The organism is Paenibacillus sp. IHB B 3415, from assembly GCF_000802655.2.
Classification (GTDB): Bacteria; Bacillota; Bacilli; order Paenibacillales; family Paenibacillaceae; genus Paenibacillus_AQ; species Paenibacillus_AQ phytohabitans.
The window spans coordinates 59,943-79,575 of sequence record NZ_JUEI01000001.1; the positions used below are offsets into that span (position 1 = coordinate 59,943).

At 50.3% G+C, this 19,633-nt stretch carries 16 protein-coding genes and 3 pseudogenes; 14 read left to right on the top strand and 5 right to left on the bottom strand.

Annotation, left to right across the window (positions count from 1 at the left end):
* The first annotated feature begins 19 nt into the window (after positions 1-19).
* The 3 genes from QW71_RS00260 to QW71_RS00270 all read left to right on the top strand — a co-directional run bounded on the left by QW71_RS00260 (position 20) and on the right by QW71_RS00270 (position 2,159).
* Positions 20-889, top strand: a complete 870-nt coding sequence (locus QW71_RS00260; RefSeq protein ID WP_039291596.1) for a formate/nitrite transporter family protein — start codon at positions 20-22, stop codon at positions 887-889.
* Complete coding sequence (cobA, locus tag QW71_RS00265; RefSeq protein WP_039291597.1) at positions 886-1,653, top strand: uroporphyrinogen-III C-methyltransferase; 768 nt, start codon at positions 886-888, stop codon at positions 1,651-1,653. Before QW71_RS00260 ends, cobA begins: the two co-directional genes overlap by 4 nt.
* 185 nt (positions 1,654-1,838) lie before the next feature.
* Positions 1,839-2,159: an iron-sulfur cluster biosynthesis family protein gene (locus QW71_RS00270; RefSeq protein ID WP_039291599.1), complete on the top strand. Its 321-nt coding sequence runs from the start codon at positions 1,839-1,841 to the stop codon at positions 2,157-2,159.
* Between the two features lie 72 nt (positions 2,160-2,231).
* Here QW71_RS00270 and QW71_RS00275 read toward each other — a convergent pair whose 3' ends face one another.
* Positions 2,232-2,990 carry an SDR family oxidoreductase gene (locus tag QW71_RS00275; RefSeq protein ID WP_039291601.1) on the bottom strand — a complete coding sequence of 253 codons (759 nt, stop codon included), beginning with the start codon at positions 2,988-2,990 and terminating at the stop codon, positions 2,232-2,234.
* 136 nt (positions 2,991-3,126) lie between these two features.
* On the opposite strand from QW71_RS00275, the gene QW71_RS00280 reads away from it, so the two are divergent.
* Both QW71_RS00280 and QW71_RS00285 read left to right on the top strand, forming a co-directional pair.
* Positions 3,127-4,512 (top strand): sedoheptulokinase, encoded by a 1,386-nt coding sequence (locus tag QW71_RS00280; RefSeq protein ID WP_047013529.1) that lies wholly within the window; start codon positions 3,127-3,129, stop codon positions 4,510-4,512.
* 102 nt (positions 4,513-4,614) lie between these two features.
* A complete protein-coding gene (locus QW71_RS00285; protein WP_039291603.1) occupies positions 4,615-5,532 on the top strand; it encodes a class I SAM-dependent methyltransferase in 918 nt (305 codons plus the stop codon).
* A gap of 27 nt (positions 5,533-5,559) precedes the next feature.
* Here QW71_RS00285 and QW71_RS00290 read toward each other — a convergent pair whose 3' ends face one another.
* The 3 genes and pseudogenes from QW71_RS00290 to QW71_RS41780 form a co-directional block, all read right to left on the bottom strand.
* Positions 5,560-6,201, bottom strand: coding sequence for an AAA family ATPase (locus tag QW71_RS00290; RefSeq protein WP_047013530.1), 642 nt, complete (start codon positions 6,199-6,201; stop codon positions 5,560-5,562).
* Positions 6,201-6,437, bottom strand: a complete 237-nt coding sequence (locus tag QW71_RS00295) for a LysR substrate-binding domain-containing protein (RefSeq protein ID WP_083442338.1) — start codon at positions 6,435-6,437, stop codon at positions 6,201-6,203. Before QW71_RS00295 ends, QW71_RS00290 begins: the two co-directional genes overlap by 1 nt.
* A gap of 8 nt (positions 6,438-6,445) precedes the next feature.
* Positions 6,446-6,598, bottom strand: a pseudogene (locus tag QW71_RS41780) (LysR family transcriptional regulator); the annotation flags it as partial.
* A gap of 401 nt (positions 6,599-6,999) precedes the next feature.
* Between QW71_RS41780 and QW71_RS00300 the strand changes: the two are divergent.
* From QW71_RS00300 to QW71_RS00340, 9 genes and pseudogenes are all read left to right on the top strand, one after another.
* Positions 7,000-7,479: a GNAT family N-acetyltransferase gene (locus QW71_RS00300; RefSeq protein ID WP_306766013.1), complete on the top strand. Its 480-nt coding sequence runs from the start codon at positions 7,000-7,002 to the stop codon at positions 7,477-7,479.
* A gap of 159 nt (positions 7,480-7,638) precedes the next feature.
* Positions 7,639-8,094: a MarR family winged helix-turn-helix transcriptional regulator gene (locus tag QW71_RS00305; RefSeq protein WP_039291609.1), complete on the top strand. Its 456-nt coding sequence runs from the start codon at positions 7,639-7,641 to the stop codon at positions 8,092-8,094.
* A gap of 128 nt (positions 8,095-8,222) precedes the next feature.
* Complete coding sequence (locus tag QW71_RS00310) at positions 8,223-9,116, top strand: (Fe-S)-binding protein (RefSeq protein WP_083442340.1); 894 nt, start codon at positions 8,223-8,225, stop codon at positions 9,114-9,116.
* 422 nt (positions 9,117-9,538) lie between these two features.
* The gene (locus tag QW71_RS00315; RefSeq protein ID WP_039291610.1) at positions 9,539-13,411 is read left to right on the top strand and encodes a CARDB domain-containing protein; all 3,873 of its coding nucleotides are present in this window, start codon (positions 9,539-9,541) and stop codon (positions 13,409-13,411) included.
* A gap of 192 nt (positions 13,412-13,603) precedes the next feature.
* Positions 13,604-15,159: pseudogene (locus tag QW71_RS42100) on the top strand (peptide ABC transporter substrate-binding protein).
* Between the two features lie 277 nt (positions 15,160-15,436).
* Positions 15,437-16,207: pseudogene (locus tag QW71_RS37600) on the top strand (alpha/beta hydrolase fold domain-containing protein).
* Between the two features lie 2 nt (positions 16,208-16,209).
* Positions 16,210-17,121: a fumarylacetoacetate hydrolase family protein gene (locus QW71_RS00330; RefSeq protein WP_039291614.1), complete on the top strand. Its 912-nt coding sequence runs from the start codon at positions 16,210-16,212 to the stop codon at positions 17,119-17,121.
* A 257-nt stretch (positions 17,122-17,378) separates the two neighbouring features.
* Positions 17,379-18,152 carry a flavodoxin family protein gene (locus QW71_RS00335; RefSeq protein ID WP_039291616.1) on the top strand — a complete coding sequence of 258 codons (774 nt, stop codon included), beginning with the start codon at positions 17,379-17,381 and terminating at the stop codon, positions 18,150-18,152.
* Between the two features lie 46 nt (positions 18,153-18,198).
* Positions 18,199-18,618 carry an FMN-binding protein gene (locus QW71_RS00340; RefSeq protein ID WP_039291618.1) on the top strand — a complete coding sequence of 140 codons (420 nt, stop codon included), beginning with the start codon at positions 18,199-18,201 and terminating at the stop codon, positions 18,616-18,618.
* Positions 18,619-18,677: 59 nt separating this feature from the next.
* On the opposite strand, the gene QW71_RS00345 is transcribed toward QW71_RS00340, so the two are convergent.
* Positions 18,678-19,361, bottom strand: coding sequence for a YitT family protein (locus tag QW71_RS00345; RefSeq protein ID WP_235441350.1), 684 nt, complete (start codon positions 19,359-19,361; stop codon positions 18,678-18,680).
* Positions 19,362-19,633 lie beyond the last annotated feature (272 nt).

Here is a 19,633-nt window from a genome sequence, read left to right on the forward strand (position 1 = left end):
TATAAAAGGGGGATTCCTAATGGACTATGTCAAACCAAGTGAAGTATTGACCTCAATGATTGAAGCCGGCAAGACCAAAGCGGAACTGGGCATTATGCAGCTGATTGTCCGCGGCAGTCTCGGTGGCGCCATTCTGGCCTGTGCCACAACGCTGGCCTTTACCGCCACCGCCCAGACCAAGATCCCGATGGTTGGTGCACTTCTGTTTCCTGTAGGCTTTGTGATGATCATTCTGCTTGGGCTAGAGCTGGTCACCGGCAGCTTTGCCCTGGTTCCGCTGGCTGTGCTGGAGAAGCGGACAACAATAAAACGGATGCTGGGTAATTTCTTCTGGGTTATTATCGGGCATCTGATTGGATGCGCAGTATACGCAGCTCTGTATGGACTCACAATTACGAAGATGGGGACGGATATGTCGAATCCGCTGATCCAGACATTAATTACAACCAGTGAGGCCAAAACTACAGCTTACAAGAGTATGGGGGCTGAGGGCATGACACTCGTCTTCATCAAAGCCATGCTCTGCAACTGGATGGTTACGCTGGGTGCGGTAATGGCTATGACCTCCAAGTCCACATCCGGCAAAATCTTCGCCATGTGGCTGCCGATCCTGACCTTCTTCGGGCAAGGCTTCGAGCATACGGTTGTCAACTTCTTCGTTATTCCTGCCGGAATGATGCTTGGCGCGAATGTCAGCTTCGCGGACTGGTGGATCTGGAACGGCATTCCCGTTCTGATCGGCAATTTCGCCGGAGGCCTGCTGTTCACGGGCATTCTTCTCTATCTGTCGCAAAAAAGCTTCAAACCCGGAGCCTCTTCTGAAGCCGGATTGACGCCGGGACGCGATACAGTAATCTCAGCCACAGCCGCCCTGGAGAAAAGCCTATGAAGCAGGGCAGCATATCCATTGTCGGTGCAGGCCCCGGTGATCCCGAGCTGATTACAGTCAAGGCACTGCGGCGTATTCAGAGTGCAGATGTGATTCTGTATGACCGCCTGGTGAATGAAGAGCTGCTGGGCTATGCCAAAAGCGATGTTCTGCGCATCTACTGCGGCAAAGCGCCCGGACTTCACTCGATGCCGCAGGAATCCACCCAGCAGCTGATGATCAAATATGCTGCAGCCGGATGTCATGTGGTACGCCTGAAAGGCGGAGACCCGTTTGTCTTCGGACGCGGCGGGGAGGAAGCGCTGGAAGCCGCAGCTGCGGGAATCCCATACGAGGTAATCCCCGGGATCACCTCGGCGATCGGCGCAGCAGCTTCTGCCGGCATCCCGCTGACCCATCGCGGATTGGCGGCTTCATTCGCTATCGTGACGGGCAGCCGTTGCCATGATCAGGACTCTCCGGTACGATGGGATGCACTTGCCCATAGTGTGGACACCCTTGTCATCTATATGGGAGTCAGCAAACTGGGCGAGATTTGTGATCAGCTGCTTAAGCACGGCAAAGATCCGCTGACACCTATTGCACTGATTGAGAACGGGACAACAGTGCGCGAACGGACGGTGACCGGAACACTCGGCAGTATCGGCAAACTGGCAGCGGCGATGAGAATCAGCAACCCTGCCATCATCATTATTGGCGAAGTGGTTAAGGTAAGAGAGGAACTGCTCAGCCTGGAAAAGACAGTGCGCTCACAGATCGGCTGAGAAAAAACCAATCAGGCGTTGACATGACCCGGCAGCAGCCGGATCACGTTGACGCCTGATTATATGTTATATTAATGTCAAACCCAAAGTGACTGCTGTCACAGGAGTCCGGGCAGATTACAGACTATACTTGTCACCTGATCGAATTCGCAGGCATTTTGCCCTACAAAGGAGAGAAATATCTGATGCATATACAACTAAACCCGCTCACCGAAGAACGGCTTGCGCAGAGTCTTGCCGGCCAGCCCGGGCAATTTAAAATGTTCTATGATACGGAGGATTGCGGCTGCAATGGCGTTCTGGTCATCCGGATTGTAAGCGGGCCTTCCCCGACGGATATCGTATTTCAAACCGAACCCTTCACCTTTCTGTGCGACCGGCAGCAGGAATCCCTATTCGATGAGAACATGCGACTGGAAGCAGAGGAAGGCTATCCAGCCTACAAACTGACAAGCGATTCTTCCTTGTTCGGGAGTAATATCAGGGTACAGAATGCACGCAACTGAACAACGGTATGTAATAAAGCCATCAACCGCGAATAACGGGAGATGGCCTTTGTTTAGAAGCAGGGCAGACTTTTAATAAGCAGTCCATCCGCCATCGGCCGTTACCACCGCTCCATTAATAAAGCTTGCTTCGTCTGAGCCAAGGAACAGGGCAAGCTGTGCGATTTCCTCCGGTTTGCCCGTGCGCGGATTGAGAGCCAACCCCGGCTGCGTGCGTCCCATCCCGAATTCATTAATATGCGTCATGGTAGATCCGATATTGGTCTCTACCCCGCCCGGAGCAATCGCATTGCAGCGTATGCCCTGCGGGGCATACATGAATCCGGTATTCTTGGTGAATCCGACAACGGCATGCTTGGAGGCGGTGTAAGCTGCACCTGCCCGGGCACCAAATAGTCCGCCTGCGGATGCTACGTTAATGATCACCCCTTGCTGTTTAGCCAAGAAGATAGGGAGTACTTTACGTGTAGCACGCATTACGGATGTAGTATTGACAGCAAAGATGCGGTTCCAGCTGTCATCCTCAATGTCACCTGCCGGTTCAAAGTTATCCATAATCCCCGCGTTGTTCACCAGGATATCTACGGTTCCGTAGGTTTTTACTGTAGTGTCGATCAGGTTCTGGATATCAGATTCATCAGCAACATTTGCTTTCACCGCGAGGGCTTCACCGCCGCCGGACTTAATTTCCCCGGCCACCGTCTCCGCAGCCTCCAAGTGAATATCCGCTACTACTACCTTAGCGCCTTCTTTGGCATAGAGAGCCGCAATCGCCTTGCCCATCCCGGATGCCGCTCCGGTCACTATTGCCACTTTGTTCTGAAGTCTCACATGTACGCCTCCCGCTTGAATTATACTTTGTCTGGTCTAGTATCATTTGATCCATGGGGTTTTATGCGCCTGGTTGACGCTATACTTCATGAAGGCTTACCATAGAGGCTATATGAACGGGAAGAGGATGAAGTATATGATCATGATCGGACTGGATATCGGAACCACCTCAATTTCCGGATTGCTCTACGATCTGGAGACACGAACCGTCCTGCATTCGATGACAGAGGAACAGGTAAGTAAACCCTTCAGCCCGAAACATGAATGGGAACGTCTGCAGGAGCCGGGAATCATTCTGCAGCAGGCTGAACGTATCCTTGGACTTCTGCTGTCACAGGAGCCGGAAGCTGCAGGGATCGGCCTGACCGGGCAGATGCACGGGATTGTATATATAGACCAGAGCGGCAATCCTCTGGGCCCGCTCTATACCTGGCAGGATGGGAGAGGAAATCTGCCTTGCGGGGCGGATAACAGCCTCACTTATGCGCAGAAACTAAGCGGACTTGCCGGATATCATGTAGCTCCCGGCTACGGACTAGCTACTCACTATTATAATTTGCAGCATCAGCTGGTGCCTGAGCATGCAGTCCAATTCTGCACGATTGCGGATTACATCGCGATGAGGCTGGCGAACAGCGTGGTACCTCTAATTGATGCAACACAGGCGGCCGGGATCGGAGGCTACAGCTTGCAGACGGGTGCTTTTGATATATCAGCGCTTATGCAGGCTGGAATCGATGTGGCGATATTGCCGCCGGTCGTCCCTTCAGGGACTGCAATCGGTGCTACACCACAGGGAATACCTGTGTACACCTCGCTCGGGGACAATCAGGCCAGCTTCCTGGGCAGCGTGCCGCAGCCTGACGGTTCATTGCTGCTGAACATCGGCACGGGCAGCCAGCTATCGGCCTGGCTTCCTGAATACACCCCTGCTCCATCAGCAATGGAGGTGCGCCCTTATCCGGGCGGTGGAGTACTCATGGTAGGGGCTGCGCTTAGCGGCGGCAGATCATATGCTCTGCTGGAAGGCTTCTTCCGGCAGCTGATCACAGCTTACACAGGAGAAGCACCTGCAGATATCTATTCTCTGCTGGCTCAACTGCTTACGGAAGAGCCATCTGGTGGAAAGAACACTGGCCTAAAGGTGAATACACAGTTTCTGGGTACAAGAGCTGAGCCGGGCAAGCGCGGCAGCATCGAGGGAATCACACTCGATAACTTCACACCTGCCGGACTGGCCCATGCTTTTCTCCAGGGGATGATTGATGAATTATACGGCTTCCTGAAGGATCTGGAGCAGCAGGGGGCGAAGGGGTTCACCCGCCTCATAGGTTCCGGTAATGCATTGCGGAGTAATCCGGTGCTGTGCGCCAAGGCTGAAGCAGCATTCGGAGTACCGCTCACAGACGGTGCGCAAACTGAAGAGGCTGCTGTAGGAGCAGCGCTCTGTGCAGCTGTCGGCAGCGGGATGATCTCCAGTTTCAGGGAAGCTGGTGCTTTTCTTGGAGAATTTTATCATTGACAAAATATATTATTTATGCTATAATTTACATATTAATAGTTTGTGTATATAATAAGATTCTCCGGCCGGGGGAATCTTATTTTTTTATGGGAGGATACACGTTTGAAGCAGAATGAGTCCAGTTTGACTTCCAAAGTAGCAGCGTTTGGCCGAGCCTATCACAGTAAATATGACACACCCAAGATTTTCGATGATTATTTGGCCCAAGACTTGATTTCACCGCAGGAGTTTTCAGACATCCGCAAGAATATGGTGCAGGGCATCTCTTTTTTCAACATAGATATTGCAAATCAACATCAGGATGATCCCGACGCTATTCTGAAATGGATTACACATGTACAGCTGTCTCCGACACCGCTCGCGCGTGCTGCTTACTGTGAGGCCCTATTGCTGCATGAGCTAACCTTAGGACTGAAGCAGTATGTCATCCTTGGAGCCGGACTTGATACCTTTGGCTACCGTCATCCTGAATTGAAAGACCAACTGGAGATATTTGAAGTGGACTATCCGGCTACACAGGAGTTCAAGAAGCAGAGGCTCAGTGACGCCGGGTTGGAAGTTCCGGTCAATCTTCATTTTGTACCTATGGATTTCACCAGCAAATTCTCTTCTTCCAATCTGATTGGGCAGGGGTTTGATCCACAAGCCAAGACCTTCTTCAGCCTGCTGGGTGTGTCCTACTACCTGACGAAAGAGGAGAACGCCAGCCTGATTACTGAATCGTTCGCTGGTCTCCCGGCAGGAAGCTCTATCGTGCTGGATTATGCGGATGAGCGGCTTTTTGAAGAGAAGGGACTGTCCGGCCGGGTGGAAAAGATGGTACAGATGGCTGCCGTCAGCGGTGAGCCGATGAAATCCTGTTTCGCTTATCATGAACTGGAACAGCTGCTAGAGCAAGCAGGCCTGCTGATTTATGAGCACTTGTCCCCGGCGGAGATCAATGACAGGTTCTTCAGCAACCGGAGTGATGCTTTGACCGCTTTTGAGACGATTCATTATATTCATGCGATAAAAAAATAATAATTATCCAAATTACAAAGGAACCTCTCAGTCTATTATTATAGGCGGGAGGTTCTTTTCAATAAGAAATGCGGAGGAAGATGGTCTCCCGTAAATAAAAGCTTCCACAGCCGCAGCAGCAACGTTCCTGTCCGGATGTGAATTATCGATCTGTGCCACACGTGAAGCCGGAAGCGGCCATGCAACGGTGCGGTTGCCCAGGGAAGCGCTGAACTCATCCCAGTGTGCGAACTTCCAGGCGTCCAGAGGGGATTGTCTGCCCTCAAGCCGTTCACGGAACGCTGCCGCATCAGGAAGACTGACCATTACAACTTTGACCTCGACCTCCTCCAGTGTACGTCCGATGCGCGACAATTCACGCCCGATCCACTCCGGGTCGGCCGCTTCCTTGGTGAAGGGACCCACGACGAATATATCGCTTTGCAGTCCGATATTGTCCAGCGCAGCATCCATCGTAATCCGGTATCCCAGGTCACGGCATAAGCTTTTATATTCATCCGAATCCCTGTCATCGGGGTCCAGTCCATGCATAGTCATGATCGCGGTAGCTGCCGGACGCAGCAGAATATCCATATCGAATACAGAGGCCGGGCGCCGGGCTGCTATGGTTTTGGCGAGTGTTGTTTTGCCGGCCCCGCCCGGACCGAGGAAAAATACAAGTTTGTTCATTAGACTCTCTCCTTGAAATGTGCAGCATTCTTGCAGCTCGCGGATGAACCGCTTGGTCGCTGAACACATGTATTATCTTTGCGGAACACAACACCTATCCGGCGTGTCGGCGAAGGATTAATAATCGGAAGCACCCGTACTGAATCCTTCTGCAGATGCTCCATTAAGCTGCGGGGCAGAACCGTACAGCCCATGCCGCTCTCCACCATATGGACAAGTGCCTCTATCGTGGTCATCTCCAGAAAAGGCGATAAAAGATATTTTGGCTGTGATGCTTGAGTATTTTGCCCGCTTCGGTCAATGCAATCTTCTTGCCGATCCGGTCGAACATCGGGGTGCCAGCCTCATACTCCGGATTCCGGATCTGCTGGCTAAGCGAAGGCTGCGAAATCCGGATTGGGATTGGCTGAAACTATGATAATGATAGCCTATTCTGAATAGAAAAAGCACCTGCCATTCTCTAAAATAAGAGTTGTCAGAAACAACAAAACCTAGAAAAGAGGAATTACAATGGCAAAAGCGGTGTTTTTTCATGCAGGCTGGAGTGAAATCCGTACCGGCACTTGTTCTGGATGGATGGGTCTATCCTATTAATTTCTGAGCCGGCATGGAGGATGTCAAAAAGTAATCAAAGTATAATCTTTTAGATATAGAGCTGCAAATACATCCTATTCCACAGGTATGAAGGGGTGTGTTTGCGGCTTTTTTGCGAGTTGATGGAGTAGGAAGTCTGCTGTTATGATAAAGTGTATAGGATAACGGGACATAGCCCGGAAGAATGGCGGGAGGCTTAACAGAATGATGAATATCAGATACATAGAGCGCAGAGATAATGCGGCCATTGAAGGGATTATCCGGGAATGTCTGATTGAATTCGGGGGCAACCGTGAAGGTCTTGCCTGGGCTGATGACAGCATGCATGACCTATACACCTATTATAATAGTGCTGCGAACAGGGCTTACTGGATTGTTGAAGAAGATGGAGAGGTGCTTGGCGGATGCGGGATTGCACCTTTTGATGAGGAGAACGGGATCTGTGAGCTGCAGAAAATGTATCTGTCATCCGCCATCCGCGGCCAAGGAGCTGCTGCAGATCTATTAGGGACGGCACTGGAATTCGCCAGGCAGCATTACAGCAGATGTTATCTGGAGACGCTGCAGACCATGCAGGCCGCAGGCCGTTTCTATGTCAAACACGGTTTCGGGCTGCTGGATGCTCCGCTTGCCGGCTCAGAGCATTATGCCTGCGACGCCTGGTATATCAAAGATTTGTCTTAGAAATTCAAACCATTGTATCCACAATCCTTCCTTGAAGATTCAGGGAGGATTATTTTCATTTTTCAAATTACGCTTCCTTGTGATAAATGACTCTGACAAAAGCTCTCCATTTTGAAATAGTGTATGTACACGATAAATAGAACAGGAGGAGAATAATCTATGACAACAGCCGGTGACCCTTCTTCTTCACCCAATATCCGCGTTTCTAGTGTCTGCAGCTGTATTAATCTGCGGAGGGCTTCCACAGCAGTCACAGGAATATATGACGGATTTCTGTCTCCAAGCGGTTTAAATATCAGCCAGTTTTCTTTACTGAAGCATATTTACTCCCTCGGACCGGCAAGTGTCAGCGATCTGGCGCTTGAGATGAGACTGGACCGGACCACTATTGTCCGCAATCTCAAGGCACTGGAACAGATTGGCTATGTGGAGGATATTTCTCCGCAGGGAAGCCGGAACCGCCTGCTGATCCTGACTGAGAGCGGGAAAGTGAAATATATAGCTGCCGGGAACCAATGGGAGCAGGCGCAGAGTTTTTTGCAGGAGGCATTGGGCGATGAAGATATGAAAGTACTTACTACCCTTTTATCCAAAGTGGAGAAACTGATGGCCTAAGCATAACCTCGACTCTTGGTTCATCAATCTTTACGCAGTAATGACGCAACAGCAGTTGCTTATCGCCATTTCGTGTATATACACGATAATTCCGGACAGAAAGAGTCACTCAAGAGGAGGGGAAGACCATGCACCCAGACAGTGCTGCAATTAATGAAAGAGCGGAAGATAAACAGAAGCAGCTCATTATTGAAGTGATGAAAGCCTTTGTTAAGGAGAGCCCATTAAACTGGTCAGATGTACTTCAGGGACCTTATTATGATGAGCCTATCATTCAATTTGCCTCAGCTGACGATCCGTTGTTTGAGGAGTATAAAAGCATTATTGGTCCCGGCCATGCAACGCCAAAAGAGGTAATAGAGCGTTCATTCGGTTCAGGGACCTACAATGGCGGTTCGGTGATCAGTATAGTGCTGCCCATTCATGAATCCATCAGGAAGGCCAACCGTCAGCAGAAGGACAGAGCTTCACGGGAGTGGGCCCTGCTGCGTACGTTCGGGGATGAATATTTCTTGAAGGCGGCCCGCATTTATCTGACGGATTATTTAAAAAACCTTGGTCGCCTTGCGGCTGCGCCGCTGGATACGGATTGGTACGGTATCACCAGTACAGAAACGGGTCCAATCTCCAATTGGTCAGAACGTCATGTTGCTTATGCTGCCGGGCTGGGCACCTTCAGTCTTAATGATGGATTCATTTCGGAGAAGGGAATTGCCATTCGACTGCTGTCGGTAGTAACGGATTTGCAGTTACCGTCTGATCCAAGATCCGCGGCTACTCATACGGGAAATTGTTTGTTATGCAGCAAAGGGAACTGTGGCGTCTGCATTACCCGCTGCCCGGTGCAGGCGATCAGCACAAACGGCCATGACAAAATCGCCTGCATGAAATTTGTGTATGGCCAGGGTTCACGGGAGTGGGCGGCCCAGAGTGGTGGAGAGGCTACATCAGGAGCTGGCTGCGGATTATGCCAGACCAAGGTGCCCTGTGAGAGCAGAAATCCGATGCGAAATGCTAAGTAAAGATGAATTCTGTCACAATCCCTTCTATTCATAACCCGCCTTCAATGCGTTATACCGCGAGGGACCGTAATAGATATGAACGAAGCACTTCCCTGGCGGAGGTGCTTTTTTGTCTATTCAGGATGTTTCGGGCTGACCCGCTGCTGCAAATCATCACGATCATTGAATCGCCTATCTTTTCCGTAGAATTAGCTATTATAGATTGCACTGCGTTAAAACTATAATGATTGTGTATTGCAGTGAGAGGGGGCTGGGCAGAACTATCGCAAGCCGGTTGAGTAGAGGCAATATCAGTAGAGTGGCACCTACACGTTGGAAGCGAATGATGGATTGGTACGGATATTAATTTTTGTAATCGCTATCATTCTAGTACTTCAGAAAATTCTATGTGCCGTTCTAACATCAGATTAAGGAGGATTATAATGCGCAACAAGTATGTCGTATGGTCGCTTGTAGTAACGCTGCTAATCTCAACTCTGTTTATGGCCGCCGGACCGCTGACACATTCGTCTGCTGCGGGCGGACAGAATCTGACACTTAACAAAACCATCACTTCCAGCGGCCAATCTCAGACGTATACGCCTGACAACGTCAAGGACAGCAACCAGAACACCTATTGGGAAAGCACAAATGATGCTTTTCCCCAGTGGATTCAGGTTGACCTGGGTGCGCTTACCGGTATTGACCAGCTCGTGCTGAAGATTCCTGCAGGCTGGGAGACACGCACGCAGACGCTGGCCGTACAAGGGAGTACGAACGGTTCCACATTTACAGATATCGTGGCTTCGGCAGCTTATGTATTTAATCCATCGGCTGGGGGCAACAGTGTCACGATTAACTTTGCAGCAGCCAGTACGCGTTATGTGCGCCTGCTCGTAACCGCGAACACCGGATGGCCGGCAGCCCAGTTCTCTGAGCTTGAAATTTACGGCTCCAGCAGTCCAACAGCCACGCCTGCAGTCACTCCTGCTGCAACCCCGGTTCCGGCCGGTACCTATGAAGCAGAATCTGCCGCACTCTCTGGCGGGGCGAAAGTGAATACTGATCATGCGGGTTACTCCGGTACGGGATTTGTTGACGGTTATCTGACCCAAGGACCGGCAACCACCTTCACGGTGAACGCGGCCGCAGCGGGTTCGCGGAATGTTACGCTGAAGTACGCCAATGCGAGCGGAAGCGATAAGACCCTCAGCATCTATGTTAACGGAGTCAAAATTCGCCAGTCCACCTTGCCTAATCTGGCGAACTGGGATACCTGGAGCACGAAGGCCGAGCTCCTGACGCTGAACTCCGGCAGTAATACCATCACCTACAAATATGATGCAGGTGATACGGGTAACGTCAATCTGGATCAGATTGTTGTAGCGGCAGCAGTGACCGCCACGCCGACACCTTCACCTACAACAGCTCCAACACCAACACCGGTACCTACGGCTACGGTGGCACCGACCTCCACACCGGTTCCAACGCCAACGGCTTCCCCTGGAGGGAACATCGCCATTGGTAAGGCAATCAGCGCATCCTCCAGCACACAGAATTTCGTTGCCGGTAATGCCAACGACAACAATACGGCTACTTACTGGGAAGGAAGCGGTAATCCAAGTTCGCTCACGCTTGATCTCGGCGCCAATCATAACATCACTTCGATTGTACTGAAGCTGAACCCGGCCACGGAATGGGGGACACGGACTCAGAATATTCAAGTACTAGGACATAATCAGAGCACGACAGCCTTCAGCAATCTGGTCTCCGCTCAGGCGTATACGTTCAATCCAGCCAGCGGAAATACGGTGACGATTCCCGTTACGGCAACCGTCAAGCGTGTCCAGATCAATATTGCTTCTAATTCAGGTGCCCCTGCGGGACAGATAGCCGAGTTCCAGGTATATGGAACACCTGCGCCGAACCCGGACCTGACGATTACAGGCATGTCATGGACTCCGGCTTCTCCCGTTGAAACGAATGAGATTACATTGAATGCCACCGTGAAGAATAGCGGCAGTGCCGCTGCAGCGGCCACGACAGTCAATTTCTATCTGAACAACGAGCTGGCAGGCGCGGCCCCGGTAGCAGCTCTTGCAGCGGGTGCTTCGGCAACCGTGTCATTGAATGCCGGTACCCGAACAGCCGCCACCTACCCGCTCAGTGCAAAGGTAGATGAGCCTAATCTGATCATTGAACAGAATGACAGCAACAACAGCTACAGCAGTCCTTCATCACTTGTTGTTGCTCCTGTATCAAGCTCTGACCTTGTAGGTACGACATCCTGGACACCGGGCAATCCGGTAGCTGGTAATAGCGTATCCTTTGCAGTCAATCTCAAGAATCAGGGCACCATTGCTTCCGCAGGAGGTGCGCATGGAATCACTGTAGTATTGAAGAACTCAGCTGGCTCCACCGTGCAGACATTCACCGGATCCTACAGCGGAGCGATTGCTGCCGGTGCTTCAGTGAATGTCTCCATCCCGGGAACATGGAGCGCAGTCAACGGCAATTATACCGTCACCACAACAATCGCTGCAGATGCGAATGAAGTTACGACCAAGCAGGTCAACAATGTAAATACCGTCAATCTGGTTGTATATGCTCTGCGCGGAGCAAGCGTGCCCTATGCCCGCTATGATACGCAGGATGCGACGCGCGGCGGTTCTGCCGTACTAAAATCTGCTCCGAACTTTGATCAGACGCTGATCGCGTCAGAAGCATCGGGCCAGAGTTATGTAGCGCTTCCTTCGAATGGCTCTTATGCCCAATGGACCGTCCGTTCAGGTCAAGGCGGTGCAGGGGTTACGATGAGATTCACCATGCCGGATTCGGCAGACGGTATGGGTCTTACCGGAGCGCTGGATGTATTCGTAAACGGCACCAAAGCCAAAACCATCCCGCTTACTTCATATTATGCGTGGCAGTATTTCTCCGGCGACCAGCCCGGTGATGCACCAAGTGCCGGACGTCCGCTGTTCCGCTTCGATGAAGTGCACTGGAAAATGGATACACCGCTCCAGCCCGGCGACACGATCCGTATTCAGAAGAGTAACGGGGACAGCCTCGAATATGGCGTAGACTTCCTGGAAATCGAGCCAGTACCGGCAGCTATTGCCCGTCCGGCCAACTCGGTATCGGTTACTGATTACGGTGCAGTTGCGGGTGATGGACAGGATGATCTTGCTGCTTTCAACAGTGCAGTAACAGCAGCAGTCGCAGGCGGCAAATCGCTCTATATTCCTTCCGGAACCTTCAACCTGAGCAGCATGTGGGTCATTGGCTCTGTCAGCAATATGATCAATAACTTTACGGTTACAGGTGCTGGTTACTGGCATACCAACCTGCAGTTCACCAATCCTAATGCTGCGGGCGGCGGGATCTCGCTCCGCATCCTGGGTAAGCTGGATTTCAGCAATGTCTACATGAACTCCAATCTCAGATCACGTTATAACCAGAATGCCATCTACAAAGGAATGATGGATAATTTCGGCAACAATTCAGTCATTCATGATGTCTGGATTGAGCATTTTGAATGCGGCATGTGGGTAGGCGATTATGCACGGACACCGGCAATCTTCGCGAACAATCTGCTTGTGGAGAATAGCCGTATCCGTAACAACCTGGCTGACGGCATTAACTACTCTCAAGGTACCAGCAACTCGACCGTCCGCAACAACAATGTGCGCAATAACGGAGACGATGGTCTGGCCGTGTGGCCGAGCAACACTTTTGGTGCTCCGGATGGGGTGAATAATACCTTCTCGTACAATACAATCGAGAATAACTGGCGTGCCGGCGGGATTGCCTTCTTCGGAGGCAGCGGCCACAAAGCGGATCATAACTACATTATCGACACGGTAGGCGGTTCCGGCATCCGACTGAATACGACCTTCCCGGGTGCGCATTTCAACAACAACACGGGCATTCTTTTCTCGGATACCACGATTATTAACAGCGGCACCAGCCGTGACTTGTATGACGGGGAACGCGGCGCGATCGATCTCGAAGCTTCGAGTGACCCGATCAAGAACGTAACGTTCACTAACATCGATATCATCAACACTCAGCGCGATGCGATCCAGTTCGGATACGGAGGCGGATTCTCCAATATCGTATTCAACAACATCAACATTAACGGCACTGGGCTCGATGGGGTAACGACCTCACGCTTCTCCGGCGCCCATAAGGGAGCTGCGATCTACACGTATACCGGCAATGGCTCGGCTACATTCAATAACCTGACTACCAGCAATATTGCTTATCCAAGCCTGTATTATATTCAGACCGGCTTTGGGCTGCTGATACAGTAGACAGGGATAGTAAAGGGAGGGGCTCAAGCGGGCTCCTCTTATTTTACATGGAATATAATTATTGATCTTCGTTAATTTCGACAGCGTAATATCTGCCCTCCATGCTATCCTATTACTAATACATAATGGCTTTACAAAGGGGAAACGTTGATGAAAAGGTTGCTTTATATCATTTTGGCAGTTGGTTTAATGATGAGTGTAACGCTCACGGGAGGGACGGGCAGTTCATCTGCTGCACAAGCTAATAAGGTATTGCGTATTGGTCTGGGAAGTCTTCCAGATGTCCTTGACCCGGCAGTAATTGCAGATGACAGTTCAGTTACGGTTGTTAAGGGGTTGTTTGAAGGACTGGTCCGCCTGAATGCTGCTGGCCAGGCTGTGCCGGCAATCGCTAAATCATGGACCCTTTCGAATGATGGCCTAACCTATACCTTCACCCTTTGTTCGAATGCGAAATGGAGCAATGGGCAGCAGGTGCTGGCCTCGGACTTTGAGTATGCCTGGAAGCGTGCGCTCGCTCCGGAAGCTAAGCATGTCTACGCTTTTAATATGTACATGATTAATAATGCGCAGAACTACAACGAGGGAATTCTCAAGGATGCTGCCAAAATCGGCGTAAAGGCGTTGAATAAAACTACTCTTCAGGTCACATTAAAGGAGAAGACCTCCTATTTCATCCAGCTGGTTGCGGAGAGCATCTATCTGCCGGTGTACCCGAAGACCGCAAAGGCCAACAGCCAATGGGCAACAGATATTAAATCTATGGTGACCAATGGTCCCTTTAAGCTGAAGCAGTGGTCCAAGAAATTGTTTTAGGCAAAAATCCGGATTATTATGCGGCCAAAGAAATCAAGCTGTCTGAGGTACGCCTGCTGCTGCCAAAAGCCGGAACAGCAAATCCGACGGCTGCTTTCGTCAATAAAGAGGTGGATTGGGTTGGAGGCGGAGGACAAGAGCTTCTGGATTCATCTTCTTTAGATTACAGAACCTCCAAGCTTACTTATGAAGCGCCTTATGCATCTAATTATTACTATCAATTCAATCTGAATAAGGCTCCTTTCAAGAATCTGAAAATACGTAAGGCATTGGCTATGGCTGTTGACCGTGAAGGTCTGCGTTACGGTACTCCTGCATTTGGAGTTGTTCCCCCAAGCATTCACGGAGCGAAGCTGAATTTCAGGTCAGAGGTCTCCGACAAAGCCTATTTTAAAGAAGATGCTGCAAAGGCGAAGGCGCTGCTGGAAGAAGGGCTGCGTGAAGAAGGCTTGACTACCCTTCCAGGCTTTACAATTATTATGAATGATGAGGGCAACCATGATTCCATAGCAGAATCTGTCATTTCGGATTGGAAAGAGAAGCTTGGCATTCAGGCAAGTATTGAGGTGCAGAGCTGGCCGGAGCTGATGGATAACCGGGTGAATCAGAATTTCTCGGTGGCTAGAGCTGGTTGGGGCGCTGATTTCAATGATCCAGCATCTATGCTGGAGCTGTTCACCTCCTGGAGTCCGGATAATGATTCAGGCTGGAGCGATGAATGGTATGACGCTTATATAAAGGAAGCCCGGCAAACGGCAGATCCTGTTATACGCATGCAAATCTATACGAAAGCTGAAAAAATGCTTATCGACCAAATGGTGATTCTCCCGCTGTTTTATTGTGTTTCCGGTGTACTGCATAATCCTTCAATCCAAAATGTATACGTCGACTATGACGGCTCTATAGCTTTTACAAGAGGGTTTTGGATGTGAATCTATACAGGAGCTCGGTATCTTACCGCAGCTCCTTTTTTGCACCTAAAGCATAGGCAAGACAAGGTATGAATAGAAGTGGTAAAATTTACTCAACTGATTCAAGAGGAGGCAAATGATGATGCGGATTGAACCCAGAGAGCTCAGCTACAAAGCATTCCCTGCATCGGAAGCGACAGCGGTGGGGATGAAAGTACTGCCTATGAATCCTGACGCAGTCTATTGCACGGTGCTGCACAATCATACCTATTGCGAGAGGGACGGTCGGCCCCTGCATATGCATCTGATATTACCCTCACAGCATGAACGTCCGGATGCAACCTGGCCGCTGCTGGTGTTTGTGCAAGGTTCGGCATGGAGACAGCAGCATCTGGATGCGAATCTCGCACCGCTGTCCTGGATATCCAGACAAGGCTATGCTGTTGCAATCGTGGAATACCGCCCGTCAGACATAGCGCCGTTCCCCGCGCAGATCCAGGATGCCAAGACAGCTATACGGTATCACCGGAAGAATGCCGGGTAGTTTAATATTGATCCGGAGCAAATCGTAATTTGGGGAGACTCCTCCGGCGGTCATACGGCGGTGATGACGGGGATAACTCCGCATGACAAGACGCTCGATACGGATGTGTACGACGGATTTTCCTGCGAAGTGAAGGGAATCATCGACTACTACGGTCCTGCAGATATTACGCGGATGAATGAGGCGCACTCTACGATGGACCATGCCGGAGCAGATTCTCCCGAAGGCCTGTTGATCGGAGGTCTGAATGTACTGGAGAATCCGGAGCAGGCGGAACCAACCATTATTATGAATCATATTTCGCAGGAAGTGGACATTCCGCCTATCCTAATGATCCATGGCAATAAGGATCGTCTGGTTCCTTTTGAGCAAAGTGTGCTGCTGTACAACGACCTGAAGCAAAAGGGCAAGGATGTTGAGTTCTACAAAATAGAGGGAGCCGATCATGGCGGCCCGGACTTCTGGTCCGATGATGTGCTCGGTATTGTCCAAGCTTTTATTACAAGACTATACGGGGCGGTCTAGATATGAAACTACTATCCTATATTCAAGAAGGCGTTACCCGCGTTGGAGTACACACGGAAGCCGGCATACTGGATGTTGAACATGCTTTGACAGCATCAGGTTACCTGAAAGGGACAAGCTTCGTAACACTGCAGGATGTGATTGCCGGAGGTCCGGAAGTGCTATCGCACCTTAACGAACTTGCCCGGCAGGCAGTAAGGGGATTAACTGTGCCAGAATCAGATTCTGTAGTTCTGCTCGACGAATCCACGCTGGAGCTTGCCCCCTGTGTTCACAGTCCCGGCAAAATTATCTGTGTCGGACTCAATTACCGCAAGCACGCAGAAGAAACGAATGCTCCTATACCGCAGACGCCAATTCTGTTCAGCAAATTCAATAATGCGCTGGCAGCTCATCTGGAGCCGGTACCGCTGCCTGCTGTCTCACAGAAAGTGGACTATGAGGCTGAGCTTGTAATCGTGATGGGCCGGACGGCCCGGAATGTCTCCAGGGAGGAAGCCTATAAGTACGTTTATGGATACTGCTGTGGCAATGACCTGTCCGCCCGCGATCTGCAGATGCGGACCCAGCAGTGGCTCCTGGGCAAAACCTGTGATAAATTCGCTCCGGTCGGCCCTTATCTTGTAACTGCTGATGAAGTGGGGGACCCGAACCAGCTAGCGATTTCGTGTACCGTCAACGGTGAGCTTCGCCAGTCGTCCAATACAGCCGATATGATCTTTAAATGCGATGAGATTATCAGCTATATTTCGCAGCATTTCACACTGGAGCCGGGAGATATTATTATGACAGGCACTCCGGAGGGGGTTATGCTGGGTTATCCGCTAGAACAGCAGGTGTATCTGCAAGCCGGGGACAGCGTAACCGTTGAGATTGAGAGGCTGGGACGGTTGACAAATACGATGACAATTTAGTATGGACTAATCTTCCGGTTGAATACTATACGGGTATGATGTGGTCATAAGCGGATGCCGCTTGTGGCCTCTTTAACATGCCGGAAGGGACAGAATAAAAATGTAGCTGGTCTTCACTAATCGTTCAAGATCAAGCTGCATCCGGCCAGACAACGGGGCATATCTATGTTATTATATGAATGAATAAAATAATATTCATTCACAAGCGCAATTCCGAAATATAAGTATGATCTCATCACTACTCTGGAGGGACAGTCATGAAGAAAGTCACCGCAATCATTGGTAATCAGCAAAAGCATGCCACGTACAAGGCAGTCTGCGAATTTGAAGCTCAGCTAAGGACATACGGGGAGATTGAGTTTGAGTACATTTTCCTGAAGGATTACAGGCTTGAATTCTGCCGGGGCTGTAAGGTCTGCTTCAGTAAAGGCGAAGAATTTTGCCCGCTCAAAGATGACCGGGATGTGCTGATCGGGAAGATGGAGCGCTCCGACGGCGTTATTATGTCCACTCCGAATTATGCATTCCATGTATCGGCATCAATGAAGAATCTGCTGGACCGGCTGGCTTATGTATTCCATCGGCCGCAGTTCTTCGGCAAGACTTATACAGCGGTCGTCAACCAGGGCATTCACGGCGGTAAGGGTATCGTCAAATATCTAAGCAGCATGGGGGAGAATCTGGGCTTCCAGGTGACCCCAGGCTGTGTGCTTCATACGATGGAGCCGATAACACAAGCTGCCGGGGAGAAAAATTCACAGGAAATCCGCAAGGCCGCCGCCAGATTCTACAAAGGGCTTATGCGTTCGTCACCTCTGGTGCCCACGTTGTTCAGACTGATGCTGTTCCGCTTGTCCCGGACCAGTATTCATAACATGCTGGATGACAAGTCCAAAGATTACCGTCATTACAAGGACAACGGCTGGTTTGAGTCGGCTTATTATTATAAAGTTCCTCTGGGCCTCTTCAAAAGACTGGCCGGACGCCTATTTGATCGGATCGGTCGAAGAATGGCTAAGAACGCCAAATAATGAATGAATATAATAGTATTCATTCACATAAAATGGGGGGATTGAAGTGAAACCAAAGTGGAAACGCAACCTGCTCATTATGTGCATTTCTGTAATTATTATTGTATTGGTTGGACTTGCTGCAGGCTGGGCGTTCACGGAGAAAGAGCGGCGTGAAGCCCGGAATGTTCAAATCGGTGAAGTGGATTTCAAACAGCTGCATGCAGGCAATTATGTGGGTGAATACGCAGGCGGGATGTATAAATGGAGGGCGAATAAGGTTCAGGTAACTATTGCAGCGCAGAAAGTAACAGCGATTAAGCTACTGGAGCACGCGGAGAATCAGCCTGCGGCTTCTACGGAGGAGCTGTTCGGCAGAGTGATCCAGGCTCAATCGCTGCAGGTAGACAGTATCAGCGGCGCTACGCTTACGAGCAAGGCTTATCTCAAAGCGATAGAAGATGCACTTGATCAAGCACAGCGGTAACAAGCATTAACCAATGCTCGGGATCGCTGACTTGGCTGAGGCTGCTTCAATAATGTCAATTAAGAAGCTTCCGCCGCCGGGACGATACGGGTTTGGGCCGGGGCTTTGGCCGGAGCAGCGATGCGGCTTTTGAACAAATGAATCATGAAGGACAGGATGACAATCGAAAGAACGGAGTAGATCCCCTTGAACAGCCCGATGGAGTAGAACGACCCGGCGATGATCAGACCGTCAAGCACGAACATAACTTTTCCCGGATTCCAGCCGAACTTTTTATGGAAAATTAGAGCCAGGATATTGCTCCCGCCCAGCGACGAGCCGTTCAGGAACAAGTAGGACATCCCGAGACCCATGACAGAGCCGCCGATTGCTGCTCCGAACCAGCCCTGAAGTACGAATTCAGGCAAGCGGGCAGCTGCAGCCGACATCAGGCTTAAAGAAGAGACAGCGAACAGCGTGGATACGGTGAATTTCCAGCCCATTTTGAACAGGGACAGCACGTAAAAGGGGATGTTGACCAGAAGATACGTAATGGAGAAAGAAGTACCCAGCCAATAGGATAAACTGAGTGACAAGCCCACGGTTCCACCGGTGATGATCTCGGAATGCTTGAGGATAAGTACACCAATGCTCACGATAAGTGTGCCCAGCAGCACCTTGAGGATTTGCAGTATTCCTTGTTGTAATCTCCGGTTGGCCCGGATTTTTCTTGGCTCAGTGAATTCCAGTTGAATTGTATTCATGTCAGGTTTACTCACTCCATCTCTATATTGAATCATTGTTATGATTATAAAGGGAGTTCGGAAATCCGGCAAAAACATGCATTGCTGCGCGTCCGCTTGTACGCGAATCTACTTTAAAAGGATAAAGTACCGCTTGATACATTTGGTTTTTCAGTTTTTTTATATTGAGCTGGTAGTGCAGTCTTGTCGCCAATTCTTGAAACAGAGGCTGTCATTAAACAAAAATATACATGTTATATTTGCTAACTTATGTTTCTTCCTAAATCAGAGCA